General features: G+C 59.5%; 14 protein-coding genes and 1 tRNA gene. 10 read left to right on the top strand and 5 right to left on the bottom strand.

What is annotated here, in order from left to right:
• Positions 1-28: 28 nt before the first annotated feature.
• On the top strand, positions 29-1255 hold the full coding sequence (locus PMI31_RS08120) for a multifunctional CCA addition/repair protein (RefSeq protein WP_008017409.1): 1227 nt from the start codon (positions 29-31) through the stop codon (positions 1253-1255).
• 82 nt (positions 1256-1337) lie between these two features.
• Here the strand turns inward: PMI31_RS08120 and folK are convergent, their stop codons facing one another.
• Positions 1338-1856: a 2-amino-4-hydroxy-6-hydroxymethyldihydropteridine diphosphokinase gene (folK, locus tag PMI31_RS08115; protein WP_008017407.1), complete on the bottom strand. Its 519-nt coding sequence runs from the start codon at positions 1854-1856 to the stop codon at positions 1338-1340.
• On the bottom strand, positions 1847-2203 hold the full coding sequence (gene folB / locus PMI31_RS08110; RefSeq protein WP_008017405.1) for a dihydroneopterin aldolase: 357 nt from the start codon (positions 2201-2203) through the stop codon (positions 1847-1849). The genes folK and folB overlap by 10 nt, the downstream gene beginning before the upstream one ends.
• A 74-nt stretch (positions 2204-2277) precedes the next feature.
• On the opposite strand from folB, the gene plsY reads away from it, so the two are divergent.
• Positions 2278-2847 (top strand): glycerol-3-phosphate 1-O-acyltransferase PlsY, encoded by a 570-nt coding sequence (gene plsY, locus PMI31_RS08105; protein WP_007993197.1) that lies wholly within the window; start codon positions 2278-2280, stop codon positions 2845-2847.
• A gap of 23 nt (positions 2848-2870) precedes the next feature.
• Here the strand turns inward: plsY and tsaD are convergent, their stop codons facing one another.
• Positions 2871-3896, bottom strand: a complete 1026-nt coding sequence (gene tsaD / locus PMI31_RS08100; protein WP_008017404.1) for a tRNA (adenosine(37)-N6)-threonylcarbamoyltransferase complex transferase subunit TsaD — start codon at positions 3894-3896, stop codon at positions 2871-2873.
• A gap of 199 nt (positions 3897-4095) precedes the next feature.
• On the opposite strand from tsaD, the gene rpsU reads away from it, so the two are divergent.
• The 8 genes from rpsU (at position 4096) to PMI31_RS08060 (ending at position 14422) form a co-directional block, all read left to right on the top strand.
• Complete coding sequence (gene rpsU / locus PMI31_RS29835) at positions 4096-4311, top strand: 30S ribosomal protein S21 (protein WP_002551877.1); 216 nt, start codon at positions 4096-4098, stop codon at positions 4309-4311.
• Positions 4312-4792: 481 nt separating this feature from the next.
• Entirely contained in the window at positions 4793-6760 is a 1968-nt protein-coding gene (gene dnaG / locus PMI31_RS08090) for a DNA primase (RefSeq protein ID WP_008017402.1), read from the top strand.
• 67 nt (positions 6761-6827) lie between these two features.
• Complete coding sequence (rpoD, locus tag PMI31_RS08085; protein WP_008017401.1) at positions 6828-8675, top strand: RNA polymerase sigma factor RpoD; 1848 nt, start codon at positions 6828-6830, stop codon at positions 8673-8675.
• A gap of 124 nt (positions 8676-8799) precedes the next feature.
• Positions 8800-12546: a bifunctional diguanylate cyclase/phosphodiesterase gene (locus PMI31_RS08080; RefSeq protein WP_008017400.1), complete on the top strand. Its 3747-nt coding sequence runs from the start codon at positions 8800-8802 to the stop codon at positions 12544-12546.
• 15 nt (positions 12547-12561) lie between these two features.
• Positions 12562-12638, top strand: a tRNA-Ile gene (locus PMI31_RS08075).
• Between the two features lie 383 nt (positions 12639-13021).
• Entirely contained in the window at positions 13022-13333 is a 312-nt protein-coding gene (locus PMI31_RS08070) for a DUF3077 domain-containing protein (protein ID WP_008017399.1), read from the top strand.
• A gap of 68 nt (positions 13334-13401) precedes the next feature.
• Positions 13402-14004, top strand: coding sequence for a nucleotidyltransferase domain-containing protein (locus PMI31_RS08065; RefSeq protein WP_008017398.1), 603 nt, complete (start codon positions 13402-13404; stop codon positions 14002-14004).
• Positions 13994-14422 carry a hypothetical protein gene (locus PMI31_RS08060; RefSeq protein WP_008017397.1) on the top strand — a complete coding sequence of 143 codons (429 nt, stop codon included), beginning with the start codon at positions 13994-13996 and terminating at the stop codon, positions 14420-14422. Before PMI31_RS08065 ends, PMI31_RS08060 begins: the two co-directional genes overlap by 11 nt.
• A gap of 15 nt (positions 14423-14437) precedes the next feature.
• Here PMI31_RS08060 and PMI31_RS08055 read toward each other — a convergent pair whose 3' ends face one another.
• Together PMI31_RS08055 and PMI31_RS08050 are read right to left on the bottom strand one after the other, a co-directional pair.
• Positions 14438-15118 carry a hypothetical protein gene (locus PMI31_RS08055; protein ID WP_008017396.1) on the bottom strand — a complete coding sequence of 227 codons (681 nt, stop codon included), beginning with the start codon at positions 15116-15118 and terminating at the stop codon, positions 14438-14440.
• A gap of 113 nt (positions 15119-15231) precedes the next feature.
• Positions 15232-17586, bottom strand: a complete 2355-nt coding sequence (locus tag PMI31_RS08050; RefSeq protein WP_043302275.1) for a glucose/quinate/shikimate family membrane-bound PQQ-dependent dehydrogenase — start codon at positions 17584-17586, stop codon at positions 15232-15234.
• Between the last annotated feature and the right edge of the window lie 109 nt (positions 17587-17695).

Here is a 17695-nt window from a genome sequence, read left to right as displayed (position 1 = left end):
TATCCTGTCGAGCTAACGGAGGTTTTTTATGCGGATCTATAAAGTCGGTGGCGCGGTACGCGATCGCTTGCTGGGCAAACCCGTCACCGATATCGACTGGGTCGTGGTCGGCGCCACTACCGAAGAAATGCTCGCCAAGGGTTTCCGTCCGGTAGGTGCGGATTTCCCGGTGTTTCTTCATCCCAAAAGCGGCGAGGAATACGCCCTCGCCCGCACCGAGCGCAAAAGCGGACGCGGCTACGGCGGGTTCACTTTTCACGCCAGCCCTGAAGTCACCCTCGAAGAAGACTTGATCCGTCGCGACCTGACCATTAACGCCATGGCCGAAGACGATCAGCAGAACCTGACCGACCCCTACCACGGCCAGCGCGATCTCGACGCGCGCCTGCTTCGCCATGTTTCCCCGGCATTTGCCGAAGACCCGCTCCGGGTCCTGCGTGTTGCCCGCTTTGCGGCGCGTTATGCAGCGCTGGGCTTTACCGTCGCCCCGGAAACCCTGGAACTGATGCGCCAACTCAGCGTGTCAGGCGAGCTTGAGGCGCTGACCCCGGAGCGCAGCTGGAAGGAAATATCCCGCGCCCTGATGGAAGATCAGCCACAGGTGTTTGTTGAAGTTTTGCGCGCATGCGACGCCCTCAAGGTACTGATGCCAGAGGTCGACGCGCTGTTTGGCGTCCCGCAACCAGCAACCCACCACCCGGAAATCGATACAGGCGCACATACCCTGAGCGTTTTGCAGCAAGCCGCCATACACAAACAGCCACTGACCGTGCGCTGGGCCTGTCTGCTGCACGACTTGGGCAAGGGCCTGACGCCAGAGGAGCAATGGCCGCAACACATTGCCCACGAGTTCAAGGGGCTGAAGTTGATCAAGGCGGTCAATGAACGCTTCAAGGTGCCCAGAGACTGCCAGGAACTGGCCCTGCTGGTGGGCGAGTATCACACCCACGGGCATCGCGCCCTTGAGCTGAAGCCATCGACATTGCTGGAATTGCTGCAAAGCTTCGACGTTTACCGCCGGCCACAGCGGTTCGAGGAGTTCATCGCGGCATGCGAGATGGATGCGCGTGGGCGCAAAGGGCTGGAAGAAAAAAGTTATCCACAAGCGGATTATTTGCGCGGCGCGGCAACCGCTGCTCGCAGCGTGGCAGTTCAGCCGCTGCTGGAGAAAGGCTTCAAGGGACCGGAGCTGGGGGAGGCGATCAAGCGCGAGCGGCTAAAGGCGCTGAAGGCTTACAAAGCGGCGTTGTCCTGAAAAGCTTCGCGGGCAAGCCCGCTCCTACAGGTGCGATGCAATCCCTGTAGGAGCCGGCTTGCCCGCGAAGGCGTCATCACTGTCACAACAAATTAGTAGGCGTCAGTTGCTCACCGCGCCATTCGAAAGCCACCGGCGCCAGCACCTGATCGATCTGCGATTCGGCCCACAACGTGGCGAAACTTTTGCCTACGCCCGGGTGCACGCGATCCGGCGCTATCAACGACAACGGCCACAGAACAAAAGCATTTTTCAGGATTTCTGCCCGCGGCAAGATCAAGCCATCGAAGTTGCCCGTCAGATCACCGAACAACAATACGTCGATATCCAGCGGCAAACCTCGGCGATCCGGTGCATATCGGCCGTTATCGGCCTCAATGAATTTCAACCGGCGATCCAGCTCCATGAGAGGCAGATCGGTATACGCCGACACCACGAAATTGAAGAACGGCCCGCTCTTGATACCCACCGGCTGGCTTTCGAACACCGCCGAACAACGGATATCGACAAGGAACGCCGCTAACGCATCGAGCCCCGCCCGCAAATGGGTTTCACGCTCGATATTGCTACCGAGCCCGAGGTATACCTGAGTCAGCGACATCCGCGCTCGATCTCCACGCCCACACCGCCAGTGGCAGCCGGGATGGCGCCGGGTTTGGTCAGTTTCAGGCGCATCCAGGTGATCTTGAATTCGCTCATCAACACTTCAACCAGACGCTCGGCAAAGGTCTCGACCAGTTGGAATTGCGCTTGCTCGGCAAATGCCTGGATGCGCGAGGAAACACTGGCGTAGTCGAGCGCCAGGGTCAGGTCATCACCGGCCGCGGCCGGGCGATTATCCCAAGCGAAACTCAGATCAAGACGCAAGCACTGTCGGATGCCTCGCTCCCAGTCGTAGGCACCAATCACCGTGTCGACTTCCAGGCCCTCGATAAACACTCTGTCCAAGCACTTCTCTCCGCTACACGACAAGGGCGCAATGCGCCGTTAGAATCAGGGCTTCCTCGCCCGGAATAGTTAGCATGTTTTGGTTATTGGCGATCCTCGCCTACCTGCTCGGCTCTCTGTCCTTCGCCATTTTGCTCAGCCGCCTGACCGGTAACCCCGATCCGCGAATGAGTGGCTCGGGCAATGCCGGTGCCACCAACATGTTGCGCCTGGCCGGCAAGAAACTCGCCATCCTGACCCTGCTCGGCGACCTTTGCAAAGGCCTGCTGCCGGTACTGATTGCGCGCCTTGCAGGCCTTTCGCAGCAGGAGCAGGCCTGGATCGGCGTCTATGCCGTCATCGGCCACCTGTTTCCGTTGTACTTCCGCTTTCGCGGCGGCAAGGGTGTCGCCACCGCTGCCGGCATGTTGCTGGGGCTGTACCCGCCCGCAGCCCTTCTGGCGGTCTGCGCCTGGCTCTTGACGTTCTACCTGACCCGCACCAGCTCCCTGGCCGCCCTGATCGCCACGCCGCTGACCCTGCCTTTGCTGGCCTGGCAAGAACCGGCGGCCCTGCTGCCGATGAGCACGCTCACCGGGCTGATCGTCTGGCGTCATCGCGGCAATCTACGCGACCTGTTTGCCGGGCGCGAACGGCATTTCTAGTTGCCGGACATGAGCGCCGCTCATCACAACGCCGACAATTGCTCCATCGGCCAACGCGCCTGCACGCTGATCGCCAGACTTTCCTGCTGACCGGCCTGCAAGCGCTGACAGCCGGCAAAGGCGATCATCGCGCCGTTGTCGGTGCAGAATTGCGGACGGGCATAGAACACATCGCCCTTCATGTCGCCGAGCATTTTTTCCAGGGAAGTGCGCAACGCCTTATTGGCACTGACGCCCCCTGCGATCACCAGGCGCTTCATGCCGGCGGCTTTCAGGGCACGCTTGCACTTGATGGTCAAAGTCTCCACCACGGCCTGCTGGAACGCCAGCGCGATGTCGCAACGGGCTTGTTCGCCGTCGTCCCCGGCGCTGACGCACTGCTGCCAGGTATTCAACGCAAAGGTTTTCAGGCCACTGAAGCTGAAATCAACGCCCGGGCGGTCGCACATCGGACGCGGGAAAACGAAACGTCCTGCAACACCCTGCTCCGCAAGGCGAGCGATCTCCGGCCCACCCGGATAATTGAGACCCATCATCTTGGCCGTCTTGTCGAAGGCTTCGCCGGCAGCGTCATCCAGGGTCTCGCCCAGGAGTGTGTACTGACCGATTCCGTCGACCTGAACCAGTTGCGTATGGCCACCCGACACCAACAAAGCGACGAACGGAAATTCCGGCGGTTGCGACTCCAGCATCGGCGCCAGCAAGTGGCCTTCCATGTGATGCACGCCGAGAGCCGGAATGCCCCAGGCAAAGGCCAGCGCCTGGGCACAGGAAGCCCCTACCAGCAACGCGCCCACCAGGCCGGGACCCGCGGTGTAGGCGATCGCATCAATCTCGGTCGGCACGCAGTCGGCCTCGGCCAACACCTGACGAATCAAGGGCAGCATGCGTTTGACGTGATCGCGCGAAGCCAGCTCCGGCACCACACCGCCATAAGCGCGGTGCAGGTCGATCTGACTGAACAGCGCATCGGCCAGCAGGCCGCGCTCACTGTCGTAAAGTGCGACACCGGTTTCGTCGCAAGAGGTTTCTAATCCCAGTACTAGCATGGGTTTGCGCCTTGTTTAGGCTGAATTCGAAGGCGCGCATAATAGTCGTCGCGTGATGCCCCGACCAGCGGTTTTCGATCAGAGGCTTTGCATTCCGAGCGTTGAGGGGTTAACATCCGCAACCCTTAAAAACCGACGTCTTCAAGTGCTCTTTTGCCGCGAGGATGTTGACCCCGGTAATGAATGAAGGTAGCTCTGGATGCCAGCCGTCAAAGTAAAAGAGAACGAACCCTTCGACGTAGCTCTGCGTCGTTTCAAGCGCTCCTGCGAAAAAGCCGGTGTACTGGCTGAAGTTCGTAGCCGCGAATTTTACGAGAAGCCAACTTCTGAGCGTAAGCGCAAAGCAGCAGCCGCTGTTAAGCGTCACGCCAAGAAAGTTCAGCGCGAGCAGCGCCGCGCCGTTCGTCTGTACTAATACACAGACGATCGTAGCAAGCTTCTGCCAAGCCCGGCCCTCAGCCGGGCTTATGGCATTTGCGGAAAACGCTTGATGCTTCACTGTCAAAGCCGCAGACGCGACCGAGACAAATCTGCTTCACCGCGTCAGACCTGGCTCTTTTGCCAGCGGTGCACGTCTTTTCTGACGAGCCTTTCAAGGCTACTGACGAGCACACCCACTGATTCCTCTCACGACGATCAGCCCAAGGCACCTGCATGCGTGCCAAATGATGAGCTATCCGAGGCCCCTGACAGGCCGCAGCCGGATTCAGCGCAACACTTTCAAACGGTCGGATTCTGACAAGATTAACGTCAGTGGATTTTCGGCAGATACACTTCCCGACAATGATTAAGCAGACAACACTGGTCGAGCCGCACATTTTGCGCGCCTCACACAACGACCCGCGTTCGATTGCCCTTCGTTTCGGGCTCCACTCAGCGCAGATGACGAGAACGCCATGGCCGGGCTAATTCCCCAGAGCTTCATTGACGACCTTCTGAACCGCACCGACATCGTCGATGTGGTCAGCTCGCGCCTGCAACTGAAAAAAGCTGGCAAGAATCACACCGCCTGCTGCCCGTTCCACAAAGAAAAGACTCCGTCGTTCAGCGTCAGCCCCGACAAGCAGTTCTATTACTGCTTCGGCTGCGGCGCTGGCGGCAACGCCCTCGGCTTCATCATGGACCACGACAACCTGGATTTCGTCCAGGCCGTCGAAGAACTGGCCAAAGCCGCCGGCATGGAAATCCCCCGCGAAGAAAGCGGCCGGCCGCACAAACCGCGACAGCCGACCGATTCGCCGCTGTATCCGCTACTCAGTGCCGCTGCCGACTTTTATCGCCAGGCTCTGAAAAGCCACCCATCGCGCAAGGCCGCCGTGGATTACCTGAAAGGTCGCGGGCTGACCGGCGAAATCGCCCGGGACTTCGGCCTCGGCTTTGCTCCGCCTGGCTGGGACAACCTGTTCAAGCACTTGAGCAGCGATACCCTGCAACAAAAAGCCATGATCGATGCCGGCCTGCTGATCGAAAACGCCGAAAGCGGTAAACGTTACGACCGCTTCCGTGACCGCGTAATGTTCCCGATCCGCGACAGTCGCGGGCGCGTCATCGCCTTTGGCGGCCGGGTATTGGGCGACGACAAGCCGAAGTACCTGAACTCCCCGGAAACCCCGGTCTTCCATAAAGGCCAGGAACTCTACGGCCTGTACGAAGCGCGCAAGACCAACCGCAATCTCGACGAAATCATCGTCGTCGAGGGCTACATGGACGTCATTGCCCTGGCCCAGCAAGGCCTGCGCAACGCCGTCGCGACCCTGGGCACCGCCACCAGCGAGGAACACCTCAAGCGACTGTTTCGCGTTGTACCCAGCGTGCTGTTCTGCTTCGACGGCGATCAGGCCGGTCGCAATGCTGCATGGCGGGCACTGGAGGCGACACTTTCGAGCTTGCAGGACGGTCGTCGTGCACGCTTTCTGTTCCTGCCCGAGGGCGAAGACCCGGACACCCTGGTCCGCTCCGAAGGCACCGATGCCTTCCGCGCACGCATCAACCAGCACGCACAGCCTTTGGCCGATTACTTCTTCCAGCAACTGACAGAAGAAGCCGACCCGCGCTCGCTTGAGGGCAAGGCCCACATGGCTACCCTCGCCGCGCCGTTGATCGACAAAGTCCCGGGCGCCAACCTGCGTACCTTGATGCGTCAGCGCCTGAGTGAAATCACCGGCCTGAGCGGCGAAGCAGTGAGCCAACTGGCACAAAGCGCCCCGCAAGAAGCACCGCCGGCCTACGACCCGGGCATCGATTACGACGCAATGCCCGATTACAGCGACTATCATCAGCCGCAGGCACAGGAAATGTATGTGCCGCAGCAGGAATGGACGCCGAAGAAACCCGGTGCAGGAGGCAAGAAATGGGACAAGAAACCGTGGGACAAAAATGGCAAACGGGGCGGTGATCGCGATCAACCCCGCGCGCCACGGGTGCCCGCCGCCGTAGAACCGCCGACCCTCGCCGCCTTGCGCACGCTGTTGCATCACCCGCAACTGGCCGAAAAAGTCGAGGATGCCGGGCACTTCGCCGCCGAGGATCACACCAACACACAATTGCTGGTGGCGCTACTCGAAGCCGTGCAGAAGAATCCCAAGCTAAACTCAATTCAGCTGATTGCGCGCTGGCACGGCACAGAACAAGGCCGCCTGCTCAAAGCCCTGGCGGAAAAGGAATGGCTGATTGATGGAGACAACCTTGAACAACAGTTTTTCGACACCATTACTAGCTTGTCAGCCCGCCAACGTGAGCGAAACCTGGAACAACTTCTTAGAAAAGCGCGTCAAAGCGAATTGACCAGCGAAGAGAAAAATCAACTGCGCGACCTATTGAGTCGCAATGTTTCCGCATCAAACCCGACCTCAACTGGCGCGTGAGGTCATAGCTCAGGTATAATCCTCGGCTTGTTTTTTGCCCGCCAAGACCTTCAGTGGATAGGGTGTTATGTCCGGAAAAGCGCAACAGCAGTCTCGTATCAAAGAGTTGATCACACTTGGTCGTGAGCAGGGCTACCTGACTTACGCGGAGGTCAACGACCACCTGCCGGAGGATATTTCAGATCCGGAACAGGTGGAAGACATCATCCGCATGATCAATGACATGGGGATCAACGTATTCGAGGTTGCGCCAGATAAGGATTCCCTTATGCTGGCCGACGCCGATACCGACGAAGCCGCAGCCGAAGAGGCCGCTGCAGCGTTGGCTGCGGTCGAGACCGACATTGGTCGCACTACCGACCCGGTGCGCATGTACATGCGCGAAATGGGTACGGTGGAGCTCCTCACGCGTGAAGGCGAAATCGAAATCGCCAAGCGTATTGAAGAGGGCATCCGTGAAGTGATGAGCGCAATCGCGCACTTCCCTGGCACGGTTGATCATATTCTCTCCGAGTACACCCGCGTCACCACCGAAGGTGGTCGCCTGTCTGACGTCCTGAGCGGTTATATCGACCCGGACGACGGCATTGCGCCGCCTGCGGCAGAAGTGCCGCCGCCGATTGACGCGAAAACCGTCAAGGCGGATGACGATTCCGACGACGAAGACGGTGAAGCCTCGGATGACGAGGAAGAAGCCGAAAGCGGTCCGGATCCGATCATCGCCGCCCAGCGTTTTGGCGCCGTGGCCGATCAGATGGAAATCACCCGCAAGGCGCTGAAAAAGCACGGTCGTCACAACAAGGCAGCGGTTGCCGAGTTGCTGGCCCTGGCCGATCTGTTCATGCCGATCAAACTGGTGCCGAAGCAATTCGAAGCCCTGGTCGAGCGTGTTCGCAGCGCCCTGGATCGCCTGCGTCAGCAAGAGCGTGCAATCATGCAGCTCTGCGTTCGTGATGCGCGCATGCCGCGTGCAGACTTCCTGCGCCAGTTCCCGGGCAACGAAGTCGACGAAAGCTGGAGTGATGCCCTGGCCAAAGGCAAAGGCAAATACGCCGATGCCATTGGCCGCCTGCAGCCGGACATCATCCGTTGCCAGCAGAAGCTGACCGCGCTGGAAACCGAAACCGGTTTGACCATTGCTGAAATCAAGGACATCAACCGTCGCATGTCGATCGGTGAGGCCAAGGCCCGCCGCGCGAAGAAAGAGATGGTTGAAGCCAACTTGCGTCTGGTGATCTCGATCGCCAAGAAGTACACCAACCGTGGCCTGCAATTCCTCGATCTGATCCAGGAAGGCAACATTGGCTTGATGAAAGCGGTAGACAAGTTCGAATACCGTCGCGGCTACAAATTCTCGACTTATGCCACCTGGTGGATCCGTCAGGCGATCACTCGCTCGATCGCCGACCAGGCCCGCACCATCCGTATTCCGGTGCACATGATCGAGACGATCAACAAGCTCAACCGCATTTCCCGCCAGATGCTGCAGGAAATGGGTCGCGAACCGACCCCGGAAGAGCTGGGCGAACGCATGGAAATGCCTGAGGACAAGATCCGCAAGGTATTGAAGATCGCTAAAGAGCCGATCTCCATGGAAACCCCGATCGGTGATGACGAAGACTCCCATCTGGGTGACTTCATCGAAGACTCGACCATGCAGTCGCCAATCGATGTTGCAACCGTTGAGAGCCTCAAGGAAGCGACTCGCGAAGTGCTGTCCGGCCTCACTGCCCGTGAAGCCAAGGTACTGCGCATGCGTTTCGGTATCGACATGAATACCGATCACACTCTCGAAGAGGTTGGCAAGCAGTTCGACGTGACCCGTGAGCGGATTCGTCAGATTGAAGCCAAGGCGCTGCGCAAGCTGCGCCACCCGACGAGAAGCGAGCATCTGCGCTCCTTCCTCGACGAGTGATACCAGAACCCCCGGCCCAGGCCGGGGGTTTTGCTTTATGGCAGATTAATATCTCAGCTCCTCCCCCTCCACCCCGTAGCCCGTCTACACTCGAAACATTCCCCAGAGCCATAACGAGACCGTTATGCCCAGACTGCCGACCGTGCTTTTTTTGCTGTCGCTGATGACCTGGACCGCAACGGCTGGCGCGCTGACTCTAACCGACGATGAACGTAGCTGGCTGGCGGCTCACCCGGACTTGCGTCTGGGTGTCGATGCGTCGTGGCCACCCTTCGAGTTTCGCGACGATGAGGGCCGCTACCAGGGCCTTGCCGCGGATTACATCGAGGTCATCCGCAAAAGGCTGGCAACCCGACTCACGCCCATCGAGCCGGTGAGCTGGACCGCCGTCCTGGAACAAGCCAAAAAGGGCAAACTGGACCTGCTGCCGGGCATCATGTCGACCCCGGAACGCCAGAAATACCTGTCGTTCACCCGTCCCTATCTGGACTTTCCGATTGTTATCCTGGCCCATGTCGGGGGGCCCCAGCCACACAACCTGCAAGAACTGTACGGCTTGAAAATCGCCGTGGTGGAAAACTACGCCCCCCACGAGCTGCTGCGCACCCACCACCCCGACCTGAACCTGGTGGCGATGCCCAACGTCAGCTCGGCGTTGCAGGCACTGGCCACCGACGCAGTAGACGCCGTGGTGGGCGATCTGGCGTCCAGTGTCTGGAGCCTGCGCCAACTCAGGCTCGATGGGTTGTATGTCAGCGGGGAAACCCCCTATCGCTATCAACTGGCCATGGCGGTACCTCGCAACAACACAATGCTTGTAGGTATTCTCGACAAAGTCCTGGCGGACATGAGCCCCGCCGAAATCAGTGCCATTCAGGAGCATTGGGTCGGCAACGTCCTCGATCATCGAACGTTCTGGAATGACCTGTTGATCTATGGCCTGCCCGGATTGCTGCTGCTGACCACCGTGCTGGCGGCGGTTATCCGCATCAACCGCCGCCTGAGTTCGGAAATCGCCCGCCGGGTCGATCTTGAACAGGAACTGCGCAGCAGCGAGTACCACTACAGAGGCCTGGTGGAGAGCCTGTCGGCCATCGCCTGGGAAGCAAAGGTCACCGACTACACCTACAGCTATGTATCGCCCCACGCCGAAGACCTTCTCGGCTATCCCCTGTCCCATTGGCTGATTCCGGGCTTCTGGCGCAACATCATTCACCCCGCCGACCTGACCCGCGCCCAGAACTTCTGCGATCACGAAATACTGGCCGGGCGCGATCACCGCCTCGATTACCGGGTGATCACCGCCGACGGCCGCTGTCTTTGGGTGCGCGATATCGTCAGCCTGATCGAACACGGACACGAGCCGGTGTTGCGCGGGTTGATGATCGACATCACCGACGCCAAGCGCACCGAAGAAGCGCTGCGCCTGTCAGAACAGAAATTCGCTTCGGTGTTCCAGCAATGCCCGGACATTCTGGTGATCGCACGCCTGAGCGACGGTTGCCTGCTGGAAGTCAACGAAGCGTTCGAAGAACAGATCGGCCTCAAGGCCGAGGACGTCATCGGCCGCACCGCCACAGACCTGAACATCTGGGGAATACCCGGCGTTGGGCCGGGCCTGTTGCAACGCTTGCAGGCCGGCAGCATCCGCAACCTGGAAATGCCCTTTCGTCGCAGCAATGGCCACGTGTTTACCGGCCTGATCTCAGCCGAACCGTTTAACCTCGACATGACATCGGCGCTAGTGGTCGTGGTGCGGGACATCACCCAGCTCAAGGAAACCCAGCAACAACTGCAAACCTCCGAAGAAAAATTCGCCAAAGCCTTCCACGCCTCCCCCGATGGCTTGCTGCTGTCGCGGCAAAGCGATGGCTTGCTGCTGGAGGTTAACGACGGCTTCAGCCGCATTACCGGGTTCAACAGCGCGATGTCGGTGGATCGTTCAGCGCTGGAGCTCGGCATATGGGTCAACCTTAACGAACGCAAACAGATGCTTGATCTGTTGCACCGGGACGGTTTCGTCCGCGACTTCAGCTGCCATATCCGCCGCAGTGACGGACAGATCCGACTCTGCGAAGTGTCCAGTCGCCCACTGCCGATTGGCGATGACGACTGCATGCTGACCATCGCTCGGGACATCACCGAGCGACACCTGATGCAGGAAAAACTGCAACAGGCTGCCACCGTGTTCGAGAGCACCGCCGAAGGCGTATTGATCACCGATACCCAGCAACACATCAGCGCGGTCAATCGTGCGTTCACTGAAATCACCGGCTACAGCGAGAGCGAAGCCCTGGGCCATACGCCACGCCTGCTCGCCTCGGGCCTGCACGACAGCGCGTTTTACGCGGCCATGTGGCATCAATTGACTGCCGAGGGGCACTGGCAAGGCGAGATTTCCAACCGACGCAAGAACGGCGAGCTCTACCCGAGTTGGCTGACCATCAGCGCCGTACGCAACCGCGAAAAATTCATCACCCACTTTGTTGCGGTGTTCGCCGATATTTCCAGCCTCAAACACGCCCAGGCCAAACTCGACTATCAAGCCCATCACGATCCGCTGACTGGCCTGCCCAACCGCACTTTGTTTGAAAGCCGCTTGCTCACCGCGCTCAATAGCCAAAAGGAAAATGGTGGCCAGGGTGCCGTGTTGTTCCTTGACCTCGACCGCTTCAAGCACATCAATGACAGCCTGGGCCACCCGGTCGGCGACCTGTTGCTCAAGGGCATTGCCGTGCGTCTCAAGGAGCAGTTGCGTGATATAGACACCGTCGCGCGCCTGGGCGGTGACGAGTTCATTATCCTGCTGCCGGGCCTGCAACAACCCAGTGATGCCGACCACATCGCCACCAAGTTGCTCAATTGTTTCGCCGCGCCGTTCCAGGCCGGTGAACACGAGTTTTTCATCAGCGCCAGCATCGGCACCAGCCTCTATCCAAAGGATGGCTGCGACGTTGCCACACTGATCAAGAACGCCGACGCCGCGATGTACAGTTCCAAGGCCAAGGGCCGCAACCGTGTCGAAAGCTACACCCGCGACCTCACCGCCCAGGCCAGCGAACGCGTGGCACTGGAACACGAACTGCGTCGCGCCATCGAACGCAACGAGTTGCACCTGTGCTACCAACCGAAAATCAGCCTCGAAGACTACAGCCTGGTCGGCGCCGAAGCCCTGATCCGCTGGCGCCATCCGACCTTTGGCGACGTGCCGCCGGAACACTTCATCCCGCTGGCTGAAGAGAACGGCATGATCCTGCAAATCGGCGACTGGGTCCTGGAAACCGCCTGCCGGCAGATGGCCGAATGGCACCGGTTGTACGAAAGTCCCGGCCCGCTCTCGGTCAACCTTGCCGGCGCCCAATTGCGCCAACCCAACCTGCTGGGCCGTATCGAACAGTTGCTCAAGGACAACCGCCTCAACCCGGGTTTCCTGCAACTGGAAATCACCGAAAACTTCATCATGAGCCAGGCCGAAGAAGCGCTGGCGGTGCTGCATCAACTCAAACAACTGGGCGTGCAACTGGCCATCGATGACTTCGGCACCGGTTACTCGTCCCTGAGTTACCTCAAGCGACTGCCGCTGGACATCCTCAAGATCGACCAATCCTTCGTCCGCGGCCTGCCGGACGATCCCCACGATGCGGCGATCGTAAGCGCCATCATCGCGCTCGGACGCAGCATGCAATTCACCGTGATTGCCGAAGGCGTCGAGACCCAGGCGCAACAGCAATTCCTCGCCGCCGAGGGTTGCGAGCAAATCCAAGGCTACATCGTCAGCCCGCCCCTACCCCCGGACGAATATGCCGCGACGTTTCTTCGTACAACCGTAATGGCTTTTTCGGATGGCACAGTCGCGAAACCGTCGTTATAATCCGCGGCCTACTGAGGGCCTATAGCTCAGTTGGTTAGAGCAGAGGACTCATAATCCTTTGGTCCACGGTTCAAGTCCGTGTGGGCCCACCAAACAAGAAAGCCGCGTTTTTACGCGGCTTTTTCGTGTCTGACGTTTAGTTTTGTTTACTTAAGGTTTCGCTTTATCGGATGACGCCTAAGGACCTTGTAGGCAAACTCCGAATCTTCTGTTTGGGCACTTTGCCGCCTTGTTGCGCTTTTCTTTGACGGGATAGTCTCCGGACGTCGCTGACCATTCAGCGATCGGGCTTGGAAACCCGACGAAATTAGACGCAGCAGTTTGCCCACCTCAATCTCGAGATATGGCGGCTGTGCGTGGGACGCCCTCGGGCGTGCCGGTTTCCTAGTTTCCCGGTTTTCCAACCTGCGCGCAGCTGCCACCCATTCGCTTGGAAACGAATGTGACAGCTCCTTAAAAAATTAGGAGTTTGAACATGAGCACCTCCACAACTTCAGAACTAAAAACCGTCGGCTTCACACCCTTCCTGTATCTCTCGAATCAACCCCTGTTCCACGTCTGCCGCGACGTCCCCATCGCCGACGCCTTGACCCAAGCCTCCGACCTGCTATTCCTCGCCAAGTCCCTGACCGTGGACGCCGCCTACGCCCAAGACTCCGACCGCCACGCCTGGGCCGCGCACTACCTGACGACGATGAGCAAAGCAGTGATTGATGATGTGGTGAAAGTGCTGACGCGTCGGCCTGTTCAAACGAGAAAGGAAGCAGCCCCATCGAAAAACACATAATCACGGCAGAGTTGAAAATTCCCAAAAAGGGACCTATCGTTCCCTTTTTGGGACTTATAGAATCAACCATGCCTGTCATCCCGCTCAGCGATGCTCTGTTTACCGCCACTCAGCAAAAAGTGCTGGGGATGCTATATGGCAAACCGGATCAGAGCTTCTATGCCAATGAAATATCCCGATGGGCGCAGGTCGGTAAGGGCAGCCTGATGCGTGAACTGGAGCGTCTGCATAGTGCAGGGATACTCACCATGAGCCGACGGGGTAATCAGACGCACTACCAGGCTAACGCCGAGTGCCCCATCTATGCAGAACTGCTGGGGATTGTGCGTAAGACTTTTGGTATTGCAGAGCAGCTGCGTGCGGCCTTGACTCCGCTGAATGATCAGTTGGTATGGGCGTTCATCTATGGCTCCATTGCCAAGGGTAACGAGCATGCAGGCAGTGACATTGACCTGATGCTGATTGGCGAAAATCTCAGTTACAGCGATTTGATGGAACGGGTACTGCCCGTAGAGGAACAGCTTGGCCGCACCATTAACCCAACGCTCTATACCTTGGCCGACTGGCAAACCAAGAAGGCGGCCGGCAACAGCTTTGTAGTGCGGGTGGAGCAACAGGACAAAATTGATTTGATTGGCCGCAATCCAGCAGAGGTAGCCGATGGGCAGTAACGAAAATCTGGAAAACCTGGTGCGTAGCGGCGGCCTCAAAGCCGAACCGCCAGATCGCAAGGAATGTGAAGGGCTGCTGAGATCGGCCACGGACCGTTTGAAGGATGCTCATAGTTCGGCCCTGTCCTTCGCCAGTCGTTTCGACCTCGCCTACAATGCCGCACATGCCCTGGCACTGACGGCCATGCGTTTGCAGGGTTTTCGCTCCGACCGCCGCTATCTGGTGTTTCAGTGCCTCATACATACTCTTGGTCTGAACAAAATCCAGGTACGCCTATTCGCGCTTTGTCACGAGCGCCGCAACCTGGCTGAGTACGAAGGTTATATGGATGTGGACGAAACCCTTCTGGCTGAGCTGTTAGCGGCTACTGATGCACTGTTGCCACTGGTGCAAGACGCTATGCTCACGAGCAAATAACACTTCGTCCCTTCGTTATTTCCAGTGCTGAACGACATCACCGCAACTGTCAGTCCACACACCTAACGAAGGAATACTCTGCACCGCCCGCAACCGTTCCAGCATCGGCCCGGTGTACACGACCTCATACGTATCCGCCGGCCGCCCCCATTGCTCCACGATGGTCATGCCATTGACCAGCACCACAGCCAATTCGGCAATCGTATCGGCCTGATCCTCGATGATTTTTTGAGTCCGGGCCCACAGCCGATCAGTCATCGCTTTAAGCTGCGCCGCTATGCGCTCACCCGACGCGGGATCCGTATCCGGGTAGGCGATGTTGCGCAGCAGATGCTGAAGCTCCCTGATTTTTGCGTAATCCTGCTCCGCCCCCTGCTCGCCTTTGAGGATGGCGGTGGCTTTCGGCTTATCGACGCGTTTGGGGGCTGAAGTTTTTGAAGGGAGTGTCTGCGCCATTGCGCCAGCCAGGAGCACCATCATCCGGGCTTCCAGATGCTCCTTCATGGTTTCTAGCGACGAAATCGGGCGCACCAACGTAATGCAAGCCCCTCCCTGGTGCCGCAGATCCATGGTCACCGTCAGGGTCACGCCGCCCGTGGCAAAGCCCAAGGCGCGGGCCACGACGTAGTGGCCCATTTCGTGATGGGCGATCTGCAATGCACGGTCGCGTACTGCGGTAGGTAGCCTTGTTGTCATGCTCTTCACCTCGCGCCCTCGACTGCCTCAATCCTAGCCGATTTCCACACCCCCTCTTTCGCCCAAGAAAAAGCCGCGCAATGGCGCGGCTTTTCTTAACTGAACATCAGACCTTATTTGGGCAAAGCATAGGCAATCACATAATCCCCACGATCGGTCGACTGACGCGCACCGCCTACCGTCAGCAGGATGTACTGCTTGCCGGTTTTCGGCGAAACGTAGGTCATCGGCCCGGACTGGCTGCCCACCGGCAAGCGCGACTTCCAGATTTCGTTGCCGTTGCTGGTGTCGAAGGCGCGCAGGTAGAAGTCCTGGGTGCCGGCGAAGAACAGCAGGCCCGACTGGGTGGCGAGTGACGCGCCGAGGGTCGGCATGCCGATCGGGATCGGCAAGTGCATGCGGATGCCCAGCGGGCCGGTGTCCTGCACGGTACCGACCGGGACTTGCCACATCAGTTTGTGGGTCTTGAGGTCGATGGCCGACATCGTGCCGAACGGTGGTTTCTGGCACGGAATGCCGACCGCCGAGAGGAAACGCTCGCGCATGGCGCCGAATGGCGTGCCTTCCTGCGGCACTACACCCATTTCGATGCCGCTGGCCCCGGCGCCGATCTTGTCGCGCGGGATCATGTAGTTGGCCAGGCCAAGGCGCATGTCGTTGACGAACATGTAGTGGGTGTTCGGATCAACCGAGACGCTGCCCCAGTTCATGCCGCCCAGCGAGCCCGGGAATTGCAGGGCGCGGTCCATGCCCGGCGGGGTGTAGACGCCTTCGTGGCGCATGCCTTTGAACTGGATACGGCACATCAACTGGTCGAACGGTGTGGCGCCCCACATGTCGGATTCGGTCAGGGTCTTGTTACCGATTGACGGCATGTCGACCGAGAACGGTTGGGTTGGCGAGTAGCGTTCGCCGGGAACCTTGCCTTGCGGCACCGCGCGCTCTTCGACGCGGGCTATAGGCACGCCGGTTTCGCGGTTGAGCAGGAAGATCTCGCCCTGCTTGGTGACTTGCGCCAAGGCTGGCTGGGTGCCGCCCTTGTCGTCCGGCACGTCGTACAGCAGCGGTTGCGCCGGCAGGTCGAAGTCCCACAGGTCGTGGTGGGTGGTCTGGAAGTGCCAGCGCACCTGGCCGGTTTTTACGTCGATGGCGACGATGGACGAACTCCACTTGTCGTCGAACTCGGTACGTTGACCGCCGAAGAAGTCTGGGGTCGCGTTGCCGGTCGGCAGGTAGACCAGACCGAGCTTGGCGTCGTAGGACATGGCCGACCAGACGTTTGGTGTGCCACGGGTGTAGGTCTCACCGGCCGGCGGACGCTTGGTGGTGTTCGGGTTGCCCGGATCCCATGCCCACACCAGCTCACCGCTGCGAACGTCGTAGGCACGAACCACACCCGGCGGCTCGCCAGTGGAGTAGTTGTCGGCCACGCGGCCACCGACGATCACCACATCCCCTGCGACCAACGGGGTCGAGGTTTGCTGGTAGTAACCGGGCTTCACTTCGCCCATGTCGGTGGTCAGGTCGACAGTACCGTGGTTGCCGAACTCTTCGCAGGGCTTGCCGGTTTCGGCATTGATGGCGATCAGGCGTGCATCGCCGGTTGGCAGAAACAGACGTTTCGTACAGGCAGCTGGCTGACTGTCCGAAGAAGCCGGGGTTTCGGCGTAGCCCAGGCCACGGCAACGCTGCCAGTTGGGCGCGGTTCCTTGCGGGTCGAACTTCCAGCGCTGGGCGCCGGTGTCGGCATCCAGGGCGAAGACTTTGCCGTAGGCGGTGCAGGTGTAGACCGTGTCGCCGATTTGCAGCGGGGTGTTCTGGTCTTCAGCACCGGCGCCGGTGCTTTGCGGGATGTCGCCGGTGCGGAAGGTCCAGGCGACCTGCAACTTGTCGATATTGGCTTTGTTGATCTGGTCCAGCGCGGCAAAGCGATTGCCGGCGGTGGTGTTGCCCCAGTGGGCCCAGTCTTTCTGCTCGGTGCCCGGTGCGACTGGCGTTACCGCAGGCTCAACGGTGGCCTTGACCACGTGGGTCGGGACGAACATGTAGGTCATCGTCGCAACGACGCCCACGCCCAGAATGCCGGCCAAACCGTATGCACCACGTCCGCCGGTCGCGCCCGAAGCGCGGACCAGGGTCGGATAGATCAGCGCCACCACCAGACCGATCACGGCGAACGTCAGTACCCGCGAGACCAGCGGCCAGTATTCGAAACCGGCATCCCATACCGCCCAGATCGCCGTGAAGATCAGCGCCAAAGCATACAGCCATGCGCCGAGCGGCTTGTGCCGGGCAATCATCAGCCCGGACACCAGCATCGCCAGGCCCATCAGCAGGAAATACCAGCTGCCGCCGAGCGCGATCAGATAGCCACCGCCACCGGCCAGGCCGAGCCCGATCAGTGCAATCAGCACACCCAGCCCCGCCAGCAACCATTTGCTGCCGGCGGCAGCCCCAGAATTGTTCATGTCGGAAATTTTCCCCATTTGTGACAAGGCGCGAATAATGTACTAACCAGTTACTTATGGCAATTTGTCGCAGGCAAAAATGGCATGAACGGTACTGAGGCTAGATCAA

The sequence above is a fragment of the Pseudomonas sp. GM55 genome, assembly GCF_000282395.1.
Classification (GTDB): domain Bacteria; phylum Pseudomonadota; class Gammaproteobacteria; order Pseudomonadales; family Pseudomonadaceae; genus Aquipseudomonas; species Aquipseudomonas fluorescens_CC.
This window is presented reverse-complemented; position numbering and strand designations above follow the sequence as displayed.